Below are 14,596 nucleotides of genomic sequence, written 5' to 3'. Positions count from 1 at the left end.
GGAATAGGAACCGGACGTGTCCCAGCGCACCGATGTCGCCCCGGCCGAACTACGCGCCTCAGCCGGAGCCTGCGACGACATAGCCCGAACGATGAAGGGCCCTGCCGACAAGGCGGTCAAGGAGGCCCGGACCACGGGCGGTTCGCTCACCGGTTGGTCGATCGGGCCCGCCCTGACGGAGATCGCCGCCAGCTGGAAGCCCGCGCTCGACGGGCTGCACGCCCGCATCCAAGTCGGCGGGGTCAACCTCAGGTCGTCGGCGGACGGTCATGAGTGGAACGACGAGCGGGTTTCCCAGGACTTCGAGAAGACCGGCACGGACACCGCGACGCAGGCCACCCCCGGTGAGATGCCCGCGGTGCTGCGTCCGAGCGGGGGCGAGCGCCATCCCGTCGGGCACCCGGGCAGCGCCCCGGGCTTCGACCCCGGCGGTCGGCCCTCCGGCGGCGGAGCACCGGACCCGCGTACCTCGTACGGCACCACAATGCCGACGTACGACGAGACCATCGGCACCCGTCCCACGCCCGGCACGAACGACTTCGGCTGAACAGCCACGTCCGGGACGACTGGGCGGAGGCACACGACGCGAAGGCCCGGCCAGGGCGAGCTCTCCCACCCGGTCGCGCACCTCACCTGCAGCACCGATAGGAGCAGCAGAGTCGCGGGGCCGCACATGCGAGTGGACGTGGACGGCCCCAGGTGGCGGCAGATCCGCCGAGGTGGCCAACACGGCCGGTACCAGTAGGGACCAGGGACCACGTGGGGGCTGGAGATGGCCGGCGTGGAGGTTTCGTATGGTCTGGCTGTCTGTTTGTTGCCCTATGGCATCATCGCCCCGTCCAATTGCTGTGGTCGTTTGCCGATGCGACCGCCGATGTGCGAACGGGGAGGCCCTGCGTGGGGGACCACTTCAGGACTGATATTGATCAGCTCGCCACTTTCACCAAGGATCTCCAGGGAGCCCATGACTCCCTGGAGCAGGTGCGGAGCGCGCTGCAGCATGTGCGGGCGGACCAGATCGGGACACCGGAGCTGGATGAGGCGTGTGACGCGTTCCAGGAGCGCTGGAAGTACGGCAACGAGCAGATCAAGGAGCGTATCGGCAAGCTCACCGAGGGCCTTAAGAAGAACACGGACAGCTACCGCGAAGTGGAGACCTCCCTGGAGGAGAGCTTCAAGCGGGCCGCGGCTGCGGGCAAGTGATTGCGGTGGCACAGAATCCGTATGTGCACCTCGGGTGGAACCCCGTGCCGGGAGAGCCTGGCGAGGTCGAGAAGCTCCGTACGCAGCTCGTCAATTCGGCGAACGCGCTGCAGACGGCGTACCAGAAGATCGACAAGCTGCTCGGTGAGTCCAGCTTTTGGGAGGGTGACGCCGCCGTCGGCTTCCGTGAGGCTCTCGACGGTGACCTGCCGAAGTACATGAAGGACGCGCACAAGTCGCTGACGCTGGCCGCCGGTCACCTCGGTGCCTGGCACGGCGGGCTGAGCAGCCGCAGGGAGCTGGCGCAGAAGTACGACGTCGAGGCGGCCGACCACAAGGGCGACCTGAAGACGGCCAACTCCCAGCACCAGACGGCCCAGCAGAACCCCGACCTGAAGCTCGCCGGGCAGACCTTCCAGGAGGGCCCCGAACTCAAGTCCGCGCAGGCCCGGTTAAACGCCGCCCAGGCCCGGCTCAACGACGCCGTCACCGCCGTAAACAACGCGCAGGGCGCGCTGGACGGGGTGATGCGCAAGGCGCGCGAGCTGGAGGGGACGCATGAGGCGGAGGCGCGGGATCTCGCGAAGAAGCTGAAGGATTCCACGAAGGATCTGGCGCCCGAGGAGCCGGGGTGGCTGAGTAAGGCGCTCAGCTGGATCGGGGACAACCTCACGAACATCCTCAGTGTGGTGGCTGCGATTGCGGGGTTGCTGGCGCTGCTGTGCACGGGGCCGTTCGGGGTCGCGATGCTGCTCGTGGCGGCCGGAGCGAGTCTCGCCACCATGGCGTCCCGGCTCGCCAAGCCCGAGGTGCGGGCTTCCCTCGCGGACGGCTTCACGAAGGGCGAGTTCGACGCCGACTTCTGGGAGAACGCCGTGGGCCTCGCGGGTGACGCGGCAGGCGCGGTGCCGGGACTCGGCGCGGTCACGCGCGGAGCCAATGGTGCCATCAGATCGGCGATCCACGGAGGCGAAGCCGCGGGTGGAGCGCTGCAGTTCTTCAAACACTTCGGGGACAACACGTTTACTGCCGCCACGCGGATCTCGACTGCAGGTGCCTTCAACCCGGTCGGTGACTGGGTGGCTCACGCTGCGGGCGGCAGCCAGGCTGTCAGGGCGGGGATGGATTACCTCTCGCCAGTGGCCGGTGTCGCCACATCCGGGTTCGGACTTGCCGCCGACAACATCGACGCGCTGAAGAGTGACGCAGGGAAGAACACGACCACTGCGGTCGACGGCGCGCGCTGGGGTCTCTTCGACGGCCCCGGTGCCCTGTCCACGGCTGTGGACACCCTGAGGGTGGTGGCACGATGACTGACGAATCCGCCCCGCCGCCGCGGCTGCTCATCGACGACTCGGCCCGGGACCCGAGTTCCAAGATCTGGTACGCGCTGCCCGGCGGCTACTTCGACATTCCGCTTGACGCCCTTGACGCGGAGCCGGGATCGGAGCACGAGGCGCGTCTCGAGTACCTCATGGCACTCGTCGCCGACTGTGCTCCCGAAGCGGAGCGCGACCGCTACGCCGGCACGGTTCAGGACGTGCGGCACATGGTGCGGTACATGCGAACCGAAGGCATCATCGGCTGCTCGCTCGGCATGCACTACGCCGATGACGGCTCTTCCGCGGCCTCGGTCATCACCGTGGCGCTGAAGGACATCGAATGGGCCCCGCCCAAACTCACGGCCGTTCGGGCGGTTTCGTTGCGTGAATGCCCGGAGAATGTCGGGCTGTTGACGTTGCCGGGGGGCCGTCCAGGCTCAATGTCCGACACTCTGGTCACCACGCCCGCTGTAACCGGAATGGCTGCGCAGGAGCTCTATCAGTGCAACCTCTACGTTCCGGCTCCGTCAGGCGCGCAGCTCGCTGTGCTGACACTGAGCACGGTGGCCGTGAACTCCCGCAGGCACTACCGCGACTTGATGGAAAGCATTGCGCACACTGTGGCCTTCCAGGACCCCATGCCCGAGATCGAGCGCGCCGCTCGGGGCGAAGGGGCCGACGGGGGCAGCACCGTCAAGGACGACATTGCCGCCGACTTTGGGTGATCGCATGAGATTGAGCAAGAACGCAGGGGGCTTCGACGGCCCTGTCGCCTGGGAGACGCCCGGCACTCGAGCCGCATTGTGCCGCTGGGTGGCACGGCTTCTGGGCAAGATGCTCGGTTGGACGGCGGTGTGGCTGGCCTGGCTCTACGGTGTGGTGATCGCGGTCTTTTCGGGGGTCGTGGCAGCCGTGGCTGCCTTGCCTCTGGTGGTGATCGCTTACCTCGTGGGTGCCCAGATGTATGGGCTGTTCAAGCTCTGGCGCATGTACCGGATCCTCAAGGTCTATCCCTGGCGGCAGCAGCCCGACGGAGTCCACGCTGATCGGCGACGGTCCAGGGGGGTGAGAGCAGTGTTCGTCCTGCCGAACCCGGACCAGCCCGAGAAGACGGAGTCACCTGAAGAGCATGGGGGGATGTTCCGAATCTGGGACCGGGTCGTCCGCAAGGGGTTTGACGACGAGTTGTGGTACGCGGGAGACCCGCGCTTCGCTTGCGTCGTTGCCAGGCCTGGGCCGAAGACATTGAGCTACGTCGCCCAGCCCACCGCGTACGACCACCGCACCTCCCCCCGCCGCAAAGGCCTCAGCCCCGAAGCCCGCGACCGCGCCCGCGCGATCGGTGCGCGTGTCGCCGACTGACGCGGCCCGAGTACAACCGACGGTCGCCCCAAGTGAGTTGGTGCCGGCATGGCAGGGCGCTCGCGTCCGTGCTGAGCGCTTGCGGGTCGTCGTCGAGCGATAGGCTCGGTTGCCATGACAAGGCATGGTGACGAGGTGGCGAACGGGCCGGACGGGACGGGTGGGGGGCCGCTGTCGTCCGGGGTGAGCGCGGACGAGCTGCGGGAGCAGTTTCAGGCTCAGGGGCAGCCGGGGCTTGTGGAGGAGCGGCGGCGGGATGCGCGGCAGGCGCGTGGGTTGTACGCGGTGTTCGCCGGGGTGGTGGCCGTTGCCTGCCTTGTGCTGATGGTCGTACGCCTTGGTCAGGGCGATGCGTTGGGGGTCTGGGTCGCCACGTATGCCGTGGGTATGGCCTGTGGCGGCTGGGGTTTTGTGCTGGCCCGGAGCGGCCACACGCGCTGGGCGATGATGGTCACCTGTATTGGGGTGGCGTTGGCGGGTGTCGGCGACAGTCCCGCTTTCCGCTGAGGCGGGCCGACTTGGAACTTACGACCAGTCGTCAACCCGGGACCCGGGCACCCGGCGCCTGACGAGCGTCACAGCCGGCGGCGCCTGTTGCCGATCAGGTAGGCGAGGCCCCACGCGGCGGCTGCGGCGAGCAGGAGGCCGAGCAGGGAGAACCAGTCGACTCCGCCGTCGAACTCGTTGTTCCACCAGGCCTTGGCCGGGAGGAAGGGGTCGGCCTCCATCATGTCGCCGATGGCGCTGGGGGATTGGCTCTCGGCGATGATGAGCGGGACGGTGTTGGTGAAGCCGAAGAAGGCACCGAGCGCGGCGATGACGGCCCCACCGACATGGGCGCCGGCGCTGCGGTGAGCCACCGAGCCGACCAGGCAGCCGACGATCGCTCCGTTGACCAGCGCGTGGGCCAAGTAGAGGGTGTGGGCGGTGGTGAGCGACTGGTCCTTGTACGTCGCCAGCATCAGACCGCTGTAGAGCAGCGAGACGATGACCGAGGCGAAGAGGCCGAGGAAGACCGCGCCGACCGGATGACCACCGGCGTTCGGCTGTTGCCCGAAGGGGGGCGCCTGGAACGGCGGCGGTGCGGCGTGCATCGGGTGCATCGGCTGCCCCGGGGCGGCAGGCGGCATTCCCGGGTACGCCGGTGCCGGGGGCTGCCCAGGGGCAGGCGGCGGTCCGAACCCCGGTGACTGTGACTGCTGCTGCGGCGGGGCGGGCTGGTTGTACGGGTTGTAGGCGGGCTGCTGTGGTTGCTGCGGCGGCAGTGGTGGCTGCGGTGGCGGTTGGAACGGCGGCTGGGCTCATCGGTTTCCCCCGGAGTGAACACGTAGAGACAGAAAGTTATCAGTGAGATCAGGAGGGGGAGGTCGGAGCCCGAGCGGGCCGCGTGAAGGGCGCCGAGAGGCGGCTACCGCAGGATGCGAAGGGCCCTCGCCCCGCGTTCGGTGGCGACGACGAGGATGCCGTCGGGGGAGAGATCTGCGGCGGTGACGGGTGTGTCGGACAGCAGCGTGGCCACGACGTCCCCGCTTGCGCGGTCCCAGACCCGTACGTGGTCGGCGCCGCGGGTCAGTTCCAGCGGGGTGGCGGCCCGCTCCTCCTCGGAGAGAGGCAAGACCTGTTCGGGGTCGGTGTCGCCGAGGTGATCAGGCTGTACGAGACCCTGGACGAGCACCCCGGGACGGGACCCCTCGCCGGGCGTGCCCGCGGGTACCTCGAGAACGGCGACAGGAGTGGCCGGCCGCTCAGGGCGAGGCAGGCTGCCGACCGTCACGGCGCTGATGCCGGGGACGGGCAGGTTCCACAGCGTCTGCCAGGGCAGGTTGAGGCCGAGGCGCCGTATGGCGTCTGCGTACTCGGGCAGGCCGTCCTCCACGAACGCGGTCTCCAGCAGGGCGGCGCGCTGCACGGCGGGTGCCTGGGTGCGGGTCAGCAGGGGGGCCGTACGGAGGTACGTCCGGGCCGGTGCGCCGAGTTCCTCGGTCGGGACGGCTTCGATGGCGGCGCGAAGTGGCACCGGGTCGGCGTGCACGAACAGCCCCGGGTCCGTGAGGAGTTGGGGCAGCAGGCCTGCTTCCAGGGTGTGGCTCGCTATGTGGTCACGTACGTACGAATCCGCCTTGCTCCAATCCTGCTCCGGCACGGCCTCCAGCAGGGCCATCGCGAACTGGGTCTGAGCGGCGCGGACGTTCGGCAGGCCAGCGCGGATCTCGTCAGCGATGGCCGGGTGCAGCAGACGGAGAAGCGTCTGCGGGCCGTCGTCCCCGTCGCGCTGAAGTGACCGGACGAACGGTTCCGTCAGCGCGCTGCCGCCCGCGATGACTCCACTCATGTCCTTGCCCGCCAGGGCGTTGACGAGGTGCGGCCAGAGCTCGGCGGGTAGACCGTCGCCCTCCGCGAGGGCCAGGGGCGCCAGGAGGTGACGTAGCGTCTGTGGGTCGGCTTGGAGGCGGCGGGTGTGCAGGTCGAGTGCCTGGCCGATGGACGAGGGGAGCAGGGTCTCGTCGTGCGGGGCGAAGGTCTCCGGGCTCGACAGGATGCTCTGCACGGCCAGTTCCACGGTGAGCGGACTGGTCCCGGCTTGGCGGCCGATCGCCTCGGCGAGAGAGCGTCGGGTCGAGGCGTCGGTAGTGAATGGCAGCTCCGCGGCGCCGAGTTGGGGGTTGAGCAGTGCCTCGGCTTGCAGTGCCAGACCCTGCGGGTCTGCCCACTGCGGTGCATCGAGATCGATGACTTGTACGGTGCCGACAGGGAGGTCCGCTGCGAATTCCTCCGCGAGCCCGCGAGGCATCTCCGTGAGCAGGTGGACCGTCTCGATGGCTGCGAGAGGCTTGAGTACCTCGCGCGTGAGTCGGGCCGGTTCTGCCGCCGTACGTACCGGTCCGGCCCGGTCGACGTCCGGTACGACCACGGTCACCGGGGCCGGGAGGGTGGCCAGCTCGGTGAATACGTCCGCTGCCTCGTCGGCCTCCAGGCCGAAATGACCGGCGAGGAGCCAGAGGACCTGGGCTGCGGTCATCCCGGCTGCTCCCGGCACGGCGGGGGTGGGCAGTTCGGGCGGTACGGTCGACGGGTCGAGGTCGTCCAGGGGCAGCCGCTTGCGGTACTCCGGGTCGCAGAGCATCAGGAACCCGGTGATCAGATGCGATCGACCACTGCCAGGGTTTCCCGTCAGGACCAGGACGCGCGGGGTACCGGGCCTCTCCGCCCGCCAGGCGGCGAGGGCACGTAGCACTGCGGTGCGGCCGCCTATGTAGGGGTGCGGTGCGAAGCCATCGGTTGCGTCGTCGGTCATGAGTGTCAGTCCTGGTGGGGTGGTCGGGGTACAGAGCGGTGCTGCGTGGGGCCGGCCCACCGTCTACGTGTTGCGCGCGCGGTTCTTCCGGTACAGCGCGATGGCCTGTTCGATCGGGTAGTTGGGGACGGTGACGGTTTCGCCGGTCTCCTTCGACACCACGATCTTGGCTCCGCCGGGTGGGGCGGGCTGTGGTCGACCGGATGCGTCGACGCTGGGCGGGAAGACCGCGAAGACCAGGTAGCCGATGTCGAATTCGTGGACGTTCAGTTCGGCGGGGGTGCCGTCGGGGAGTTTGGGGTGGGCGTAGCGGGCGCGGACGATTTCGAGGGCTTGGTCGGGGGTGGTCGGAGGGCTCTGTGGTGCTGGGGCGGGGGTGTCAGGTGACATGTGCTGCTTTTCTGTTGGCTGGGATGTCTGGCTGTGGACTAGGTGGGACTTCGTTGAGCCAGGCGCCTTCGAGGAGGTGCTTGGGGAGGTATTCGGATTCGACGGTGATGGTGAAGCCGGCCTGGACGGCGAGGCAGCAGACGCCCAGCGGGCCCAGAGCTACGAGGCCTTCGGTGTCCAGTGCGCGGTCTTCGTTGTGGGTCCAGTAGTCCTTGTGCCATTCCAGGGCTTTGGCGAGTTCGGTGTTGAACTTGTCCTGGTCGCCTCGGGCGAGCTGGGTGAGGAGGTTCATCGGGGGGTACATGATCTGGAGGACACCGTCGCGTGGGGCGTGCCGCAGGTTGGCGGGGTCGGTTCCTTCTACTGCGGCTACGAGTTTGTCGCCGAATTCGGGTTGCTTGAGCCAGTAGGCCTGGAGGGCTTCGACCCAGTTGTAGATGTATTCGTCGAGGACTCCGTCGGCCTGCCGGAGGCGTGAGGCGGGGAACTGGCACAGTTCGGTGATGCGCTTCTTCTCGCGGCAGACGCAGGCGAGCCAGAAGGCGTTGAGCCAGTTGCCGGCGTGGGCGCGGGGCAGGGCGCCGGCGCGGATGGTGTGCATCTCGTGACCGATGCGGTACTCGATGCTGCCGGTCGTGGCCTGGGCTGATGCGAAGAGGGCGGAGCCGACCTGCATGGCGGTGACGCAGGCTTCCCACGTCTCCAGCTTGTCCGCCTCCGGGTCCAGTGTGCAGCGCAGGCCGAGGAACTCGATCGCGTCGGCCAGAACGTTCGAGAACCACGACGGTTGCTTCTGCAGGCCTTCAACATCGTCCCAGAAGTCCTTGGTGTGGGTCTCAAGGATCCTGACGGTGTTTCGCGTCGGGAACTCATGTCGCGGAATCCGCATCGATCTCCTTACCCGTACTCCTTGTCGGCGGTCAGGTGGGGAATTCGTTGACCCATGCGCCGGCGATGAGGTGCTTGGGGAGGTATTCGGATTCGACGGTGATGGTGAAGCCGGCCTGGACGGCGAGGCAGGTGACGGCCAGGGGGCCAAGAGCGACGAGGCCCTGGGTTTCCAGCTCGCGGTCTTCGTTGCGAGTCCAGTAGTCCTTGTGCCATTCCACGGCTTTGGCCAGTTCGGTGTTGAATTTGTCCTGGTCGCCGCGTGCCAATTGGGTCAGGAGGTTCATGGGGGGATACATGATCTGGAGGACGCCGTCGCGCGGGGCATGCCGCAGGGCGCCAGGGTCTGTCCCGTCCACCGCGGCCACCAACTTGTCGCCGAACTCAGGGCGCTTGAGCCAGTACGCCTGCAGCGCTTCCACCCAGCGGTAGATGTACTCGTCGAATACTCCGTCGGCTTGCCGCAGCTGTGCGACCGGGAAATGGCACAGTTCCGTCATGCGCTTCTTCTCGCGGCAGACGCAGGCGAGCCAGAAGGCGTTGAGCCAGTTGCCGGCGTGGGCGCGGGGCAGGGCGCCGGCGCGGATAGTCCGCATCTTGTGATCGATGCGGCATTCGATGGTGTCGGTTGTCGCCCGGGCCGACTCGAAGAGGGCGGAGCCGACCTGCATGGCGGTGACGCAGGCTTCCCAGGTCTCGAGCTTGTCGGCCTCGGGGTCCACCGCGCAACGCAGGCCGAGGGTCTGGATGGCGGCAGCCAGGGTGTTCGAGAACCACGAGGGTTCGTCCTGCAGGGCTTCAACATTGCGCCAGAAACGTTTGGCGTCGGATTCCAGTACCGACGCAACATTCCGCGTCGGAAATTCATGCCGTGGGATCTGCATCGTTTTCCTTCTCCGCCTGCGTTCTGATGTCGAACTGCTTCATCTCGTAGCCTTGGTGCTGACCACCGGAGGAGTTTCCCTTGACGAGTATGTACTTGACTCGTGGCGGATCCGCCTTCAGAGCCAAGTCGAGGGCGTCTGCCAGTGCCTGCTCTGCTTGGGCGGCTGCCAGTTCGTCGTCCGTCTTGGCCCTGAGTGCGTTCCGGCGTGCTCGGCTCTGCATCTCATGCAGGATCGTCTCAAAGTACGCGCGAGTGCCCTGCCGTACCCTCGGCACGGCAGGCGTCGCCTCGTCCTGGCCGGCCTGATCCTCGTTCTGCGCACCGTCACCGTGATCTTGGCTGGGGTCGCCCGGTGAAGCCGTCGTGTCCGGGCTTTGCTCCGGCGGGAGCCCTCGCCGTTCGCCGAGTTCGGCGTTCGTTGAGCCCTTGGCCTCCACGACGACGAACTCGGGTGGGTTCTTGCTCGGATCCATCCAGATCTGGTCGAACCGGTTGTTGCCCATGGCCCGATCGTCGACGCGGTTGTAGTCCTCGAAATGCTGGGGCATCACGTGGAACTCGGCGACGGCCTCGCCGTAGTCCTCGCTTGCCCGCGTCATCTTTCCGTGGAGGGGGCTGTGCTTCGCGTCGGCTTCCTGGAACTTCTTCAGATTCTCGGGAGTTTTGTTCGCCTCGTAGGCCTCCTTGGCCGCCAGCCGGTCCACATGCGGCTGCCGGTCCGCCTTGATGGCGTCCTCGCGAGCCTTGGCGTACTTGTCGAGCAGCTCCAAGTTCTTCTCGGAGATCTTCTCTTCGCGCTGACCCTTGTGCTCGCCCTCGTCGATGTAGGTCTCCGGATCGGCGTCCGGTGTGTCATTGGCCAGCATCCAGGGAGTGTTGGGATTGTTCGTGGGATGCAGCTGGGGGACGGGACGGCCGTCCTCGGCGGGTGCTGTCACGCTCCGCCGGTAGCCGCTCTTCGGGTAGTAGTACTTCTCGAACCAGGCCTTGTCCTTTGGATCCTTTGAATTGGCGCGCGCGAGCATGTCCAGATCGCGCTGGCGGCGGCTTGCCTGGTCGTTGGGGTCGGAGGTGCTGCCCGTCGGCTCCGCAGGGCCAGAGGGGCGCTCCGGGCTCGTCGGCCGGGAGCTCTGCGTCGGATTCTCGGCCGTGATGTCCCCGTACAGCGGCTTCTTGCCGGCGCTGGAGTCCTTGATGTAGTTGGCCGCATCGGCGTTCCTACCGTCCGGCAGGCTCTCGCGCGTGGGGACCGCGGAGTCCTTGGTCATGTCGCTCGGGCGGTCGTCGCTGCGGTCACTGCGGTTGTCGGCCGACTGCTGATTCAGGTCGTCGGGGCGGGTCGGGTCCGGGGTCTCGGGTCGGTCGCGGTCGGGTGTGTCCGACCGCGGATCATCGGCATGATCGGGGTGCGTCTGGTCCGGATGCGGCGGGGTGCTCGGGTGCCGACCGTCCGGGCGCTCCTCGTTGGTCGCCGGCTTCTGCTGCGTCGGTGTGTCCCGATGGGGGTCCGATGAGCGGGGGTGGTCGGACTTGCGGGAGTCAGACGTGCTGGGGTCGGACGTGCGCGGATCCGTGGTGCGCGGGTCGGTGGTGCGGGGATCTGCAGTGCGCGGGTCGGTTGTGCGCGGGTCCGCGGTCTGCTGGTGTGGGACGGACGTACGCGGGTCCGATGGCGTGGTGGTCTGCTGGGGTGTGTCCCGGCTGGTCGTGGGGTCGTTCGGGGTGTCCTGGGGCGGCTTCTGGCCGTCAGGCCTGTTGTCTGGCTCGGTCGGCTTGCTGCTCTCGCTCTCGGGCCGGCCGTTCTCGTTCGCAGGTTCGCCGTTCGTCGGGTGCTGCGTGGATTGCGTCGGGTCCGGTGACGTGTTCGGGTCACGAGTCGACGGCTGTGCGGAGTCCGCGTCGTTGGATACGTCCGGGGTCGCCGGGGTCGCCGGGTTCGCCTGAGTAGGGGAGGGGGCTCCCGCTTCGGTGTCGTCGTCCTGCTTCGCGGTGTCGCCCGAGACGTCGTTCTCCGGCTGCCCGTTGCTGTCGGAGGTCTCGGACTTCTCCGGTTGGGACCCGTCGTCCTGCTGGTTCTGCGACCCGTCGCTCTGGCTCTCGGAATCCTCCGCGGCGGGCTGCGTGAGGTCGATCGGGTTCCGGTCGGCGTCCAGTGGGATGTGCCAGACGTGTGCGGCGTTGTCGAGGTGGAGGGGGTCGTGGCTGACCTCTCCGCTCTGGGTGTCGATCCAGATGATGTTGCCGTTGTGGTTGACGGCGTTGAAGGCGTGGCCGCCTCCGCCGGGCCAGTCGACCTGGACGATGGCCGCTGAGCCGGGGCCCGCCTGCTGGAGGACCGAGGCGATCCTGTTGGCGGTGTCGGGGTCGTTGCCGGGGCCGGCGTAGGTGTGTGCGGCGCCCGTCCAGCGGATCTGGTTGGCGTTCGCGTTGTCCTCGGGGGACCAGGGGTCGGGGTTGCCGTGTTCGTCGGTGTCGAGGGTGCGAGGAGCTGAGACCTGGGGGTCGCCGTACCAGGTCTCCAGGAAGGAGCGGGAGCAGTCGGCACAGTTGTTGCTGCGGCCGGGGACTTCGTTGCCGCCGTCGTTCTGGAGCTGGGTCCAGGGGCCGAAGGGGTCGGGGAACCGTTCCGGGGTGCCGTCCTCGTTGTGCGGGACCGCGTCGGCCAGCGCCTGCTGGTCGTCGGGGTCGGGCTCGGACAGGCCTCCCGGATAGTGGTCCAGGTCGGCGCGGATGTCGTCCAGGCTGTCCTGCTGGGCGTGTTGCTGGTCCTTGCCGGTTCCGGGGTCGGCCTGCGGTGAGCCGGGCGGCTGCGGCGTGGCCGGGGTCGCTTGTGGCGGCGGCGTCGAAGAACCTGGAGTGGTGACGACGGTGTGGATCGGGACCGCGGTCACCTGTTGCTGCTGCTGATGCTGCGGGTTGGGCGGCGTGTTCTGCGGCGGCGTGTGGGGCGGCGCGGTCGGCTGCTGCGGGGTGTTGGGGGTATTGGGCGGCGGGCTGCCCGCCGGCTGCTGGGGAGGCCTGGTGGGAGTGGCGCCAGCGCCCGGCTGGTGCTGGTTGCCGGGCGTGCTGGGTGTGGCGGTCGTACCAGTCGTGCCAGGGGTGCTCGTGCTGGTGGCGGGGCTGGACCGCGTTGAAGAACCCGGGGTGTCGCCGCTCGGTGTCGACGGCGTCGTAGCCGAGGTGCTGCTCGTGGACGGCGACGCGGTCCTGGGCGGAGTCGACTGGGCCGGGGTCTGGTTCGGGCCGGCCGTACTCGTCGAGCCCGGGTTCTGCCCCGGTATGGGAGTACGAGTGCCGCCGGACGGGTCCGGACTGTTTCGGGGAGGCGTGCGGTCCCCCGGCGTCGTACCGGACGAGTCACGTGGCGGAGTACGGTCCCCCGGCGTCGTACCAGGACCGCTCCGCGGCGGCGTGCCGTCGCCCGGAAGCGTCCCAGGCGTCCGCTGGCCCGGCGTTCGACCATCCGGCGTGCCAGGGCTACGACCATCCGAAGCACCGGGGTTGCGACCGTCGGCCGTACCGGGATTGCGACCGTCCGCCGTACCAGGAATGCGACCGTCCGACGTCGGCGTCGGCGTACTCCGCGGCGTCGTAGGAGACGTCGGGTTCGGCGTCGACGCAGGTCCGGTTCCCACGGGGGACGGCGTACCCGGCGTACTGGCGGAAGGGTTCCTCGCCGCACCCGAGTTGGGGGTCGGGCTGGTCGCGGAGGGCGTGCTGCCGGACGTACTCCCGGTGTGCTGCGAACCCGCCGTACCACCCGCCGTGGACGACGCCACCGGCGACGTCGGAACGGCCGAGCTGCCATCCGTACGACCCCCCGACCCCGCGGGAGACGAGTCGGCCGTCGTCGGCGTCGGCGCCGCGTTGGACTGGGTGGGGACGCTGGTGGCCAGGCTGTCGATCTGGGTGCCGATCGCGCCGCCCCCCGACGAGGACGACGCTCCGCCGGACGATGTGGGGGTGGGTGCGGACTGCGGGGTCGGTGAGGAGAGGCCGGAGACCGAGGGCCCGCCGCTGGTGCCGGACGGGCTTGATGTGCTTGGACTGCTGGAGGGACCGCTGTTGTCCCCGGTGCTGGGCGAGGTTCCGCCGGGCGTGGGGTCGTCGAAGTCCGACAGGGACGGCCCTGACAGGGATGGGGCCGGCCTCGAGTACGGCGAGTCCGAGGAAGCCGGGCTCTGACCGGAACCGGAGCCGGGACCGGCACCCACATCCGGTGCACCGATGCCCGCCCCACCGGCATCCGCGGATATCCCACCGCCGATGTTCACACCCGGACCACTACCAGTGCTCGTACGCGTAGAAGTGGACGGGTCCGACCCCGACGAGCTGGAATCCGAGGAGGAGTCGGAGCTCCCCGAGCCGGAGTCACCGCTCCGGGAGTCACCGCTCCCGTCGCCGCCGTCACGGCCCCCGTCCCCAATGCCCCCGTCCCCATTGCTCCCCGGCGTCCCGACGGAGGGCCCGTCATACCCGTCAATCCGGCTGTCCACCGCGTGATGCACGCGATCCCCCGCCTTCTTCCCCAGGCTGTCGCGCACCCCCTCGGCCAGCGTCTGCGGTGACTGCTTGAGGGCCTCCAGGCCTGCCGCGCCGCCGGTCTTCATGGTGTGGGCGAGGTCGAAACCCTGCTGGGCGCCGAAACCGACGTTCACCGTCTGGCGGATGAGGTCGGAGATGATCGCCTCGATCGCCGAGATCGCCGGCTCCTTCATCGCCTCGATGATCGCCTCGAGCAACGCCTGTTTCAGCTCGTCAAGGAGGCGCCGGACGATCAGGCGGGCGGCCGCGGTGGCGCCCATTCCCGCGACCGAGGACAGACCGAAGGTGAAGGGTGCGGCGGCCGCGGCGGCGGCGATCTGGATGGCGAGGGCGATCAGCTGGGCGATCACCGCCCATTTGGCGAACTCGACCAGGTAGGCGCAGGCCTCCATCACGTTCGCGATGATGTGGGCGGCCTGCGCGGCGTTCGCGAGGTAGCCGTCGGAGCCGTCTCCGCCGTCGAACTTCTTGTAGGTCTTGGAGAACTTGTCGATCGATTCGCCGGCGTTGTGGGCGGTCACCATACGGGCGGCGCTGTTCGCGGACGTGTGGAGTCCGGTGACGTCGTCGCCGAACTTCCGCCACAGTGCGGCCGAGTCCCTGAGCTTGTCCTCGTCAGCCGTCGGCCAGTTGAAGCCGAGCATCTGGAGAACCCATTCGAGCTCGTCCGGCAGCATCATCGACACAGCAGAAAGCACCCCCGTC

Annotated in this window: 12 protein-coding genes; 6 read left to right on the top strand and 6 right to left on the bottom strand. The window is 68.5% G+C overall.

The features are described 5' to 3' along the window. The first annotated feature begins 16 nt into the window (after positions 1–16). From AB0I98_RS40145 to AB0I98_RS40120, 6 genes are all read left to right on the top strand, one after another. Positions 17–547, top strand: coding sequence for a hypothetical protein (locus AB0I98_RS40145; RefSeq protein WP_362950526.1), 531 nt, complete (start codon positions 17–19; stop codon positions 545–547). Between the two features lie 350 nt (positions 548–897). After that, the gene (locus tag AB0I98_RS40140) at positions 898–1,203 is read left to right on the top strand and encodes a hypothetical protein (RefSeq protein WP_362950525.1); all 306 of its coding nucleotides are present in this window, start codon (positions 898–900) and stop codon (positions 1,201–1,203) included. Between the two features lie 44 nt (positions 1,204–1,247). Next, complete coding sequence (locus tag AB0I98_RS40135) at positions 1,248–2,516, top strand: hypothetical protein (RefSeq protein ID WP_362950524.1); 1,269 nt, start codon at positions 1,248–1,250, stop codon at positions 2,514–2,516. Then, positions 2,513–3,250, top strand: coding sequence for a hypothetical protein (locus AB0I98_RS40130; protein WP_362950522.1), 738 nt, complete (start codon positions 2,513–2,515; stop codon positions 3,248–3,250). The genes AB0I98_RS40135 and AB0I98_RS40130 overlap by 4 nt, the downstream gene beginning before the upstream one ends. A gap of 88 nt (positions 3,251–3,338) precedes the next feature. After that, complete coding sequence (locus tag AB0I98_RS40125; protein WP_362950521.1) at positions 3,339–3,887, top strand: hypothetical protein; 549 nt, start codon at positions 3,339–3,341, stop codon at positions 3,885–3,887. Between the two features lie 114 nt (positions 3,888–4,001). Beyond that, on the top strand, positions 4,002–4,394 hold the full coding sequence (locus AB0I98_RS40120) for a hypothetical protein (protein ID WP_362950519.1): 393 nt from the start codon (positions 4,002–4,004) through the stop codon (positions 4,392–4,394). 68 nt (positions 4,395–4,462) lie between these two features. Here the strand turns inward: AB0I98_RS40120 and AB0I98_RS40115 are convergent, their stop codons facing one another. From AB0I98_RS40115 to AB0I98_RS40090, 6 genes are all read right to left on the bottom strand, one after another. After that, a complete protein-coding gene (locus AB0I98_RS40115) occupies positions 4,463–4,981 on the bottom strand; it encodes a hypothetical protein (RefSeq protein WP_362950518.1) in 519 nt (172 codons plus the stop codon). Positions 4,982–5,295: 314 nt separating this feature from the next. Continuing rightward, a complete protein-coding gene (locus AB0I98_RS40110) occupies positions 5,296–7,182 on the bottom strand; it encodes an ATP-binding protein (RefSeq protein ID WP_362950516.1) in 1,887 nt (628 codons plus the stop codon). 63 nt (positions 7,183–7,245) lie between these two features. Next, positions 7,246–7,572 carry a hypothetical protein gene (locus AB0I98_RS40105; RefSeq protein WP_362950515.1) on the bottom strand — a complete coding sequence of 109 codons (327 nt, stop codon included), beginning with the start codon at positions 7,570–7,572 and terminating at the stop codon, positions 7,246–7,248. Then, complete coding sequence (locus tag AB0I98_RS40100; protein ID WP_362950513.1) at positions 7,562–8,461, bottom strand: immunity 49 family protein; 900 nt, start codon at positions 8,459–8,461, stop codon at positions 7,562–7,564. Before AB0I98_RS40100 ends, AB0I98_RS40105 begins: the two co-directional genes overlap by 11 nt. Before the next feature lie 31 nt (positions 8,462–8,492). Further along, on the bottom strand, positions 8,493–9,344 hold the full coding sequence (locus AB0I98_RS40095; protein ID WP_362950512.1) for an immunity 49 family protein: 852 nt from the start codon (positions 9,342–9,344) through the stop codon (positions 8,493–8,495). Beyond that, positions 9,325–14,571, bottom strand: coding sequence for a toxin glutamine deamidase domain-containing protein (locus tag AB0I98_RS40090; RefSeq protein WP_362950511.1), 5,247 nt, complete (start codon positions 14,569–14,571; stop codon positions 9,325–9,327). Before AB0I98_RS40090 ends, AB0I98_RS40095 begins: the two co-directional genes overlap by 20 nt. Positions 14,572–14,596: the final 25 nt, after the last annotated feature.

Origin of the sequence: Streptomyces sp. NPDC050211 (assembly GCF_040656035.1) — a bacterium.
Lineage (GTDB): Bacteria > Actinomycetota > Actinomycetes > Streptomycetales > Streptomycetaceae > Streptomyces.
Note: the sequence above shows the minus strand (reverse complement) of the source record. Positions and strands in the feature narration are given on the sequence as shown.

Coding starts and splice junctions, on each gene's coding strand:
- AB0I98_RS40130 (WP_362950522.1), top strand. CDS start 2,513: ATGACTGACGAATCCGCCCCGCCGCCGCGGCTGCTCATCGACGACTCG.
- AB0I98_RS40120 (WP_362950519.1), top strand. CDS start 4,002: ATGACAAGGCATGGTGACGAGGTGGCGAACGGGCCGGACGGGACGGGT.
- AB0I98_RS40115 (WP_362950518.1), bottom strand. CDS start 4,981: ATGCACGCCGCACCGCCGCCGTTCCAGGCGCCCCCCTTCGGGCAACAG.
- AB0I98_RS40110 (WP_362950516.1), bottom strand. CDS start 7,182: ATGACCGACGACGCAACCGATGGCTTCGCACCGCACCCCTACATAGGC.
- AB0I98_RS40105 (WP_362950515.1), bottom strand. CDS start 7,572: ATGTCACCTGACACCCCCGCCCCAGCACCACAGAGCCCTCCGACCACC.
- AB0I98_RS40100 (WP_362950513.1), bottom strand. CDS start 8,461: ATGCGGATTCCGCGACATGAGTTCCCGACGCGAAACACCGTCAGGATC.
- AB0I98_RS40095 (WP_362950512.1), bottom strand. CDS start 9,344: ATGCAGATCCCACGGCATGAATTTCCGACGCGGAATGTTGCGTCGGTA.
- AB0I98_RS40090 (WP_362950511.1), bottom strand. CDS start 14,571: ATGATGCTGCCGGACGAGCTCGAATGGGTTCTCCAGATGCTCGGCTTC.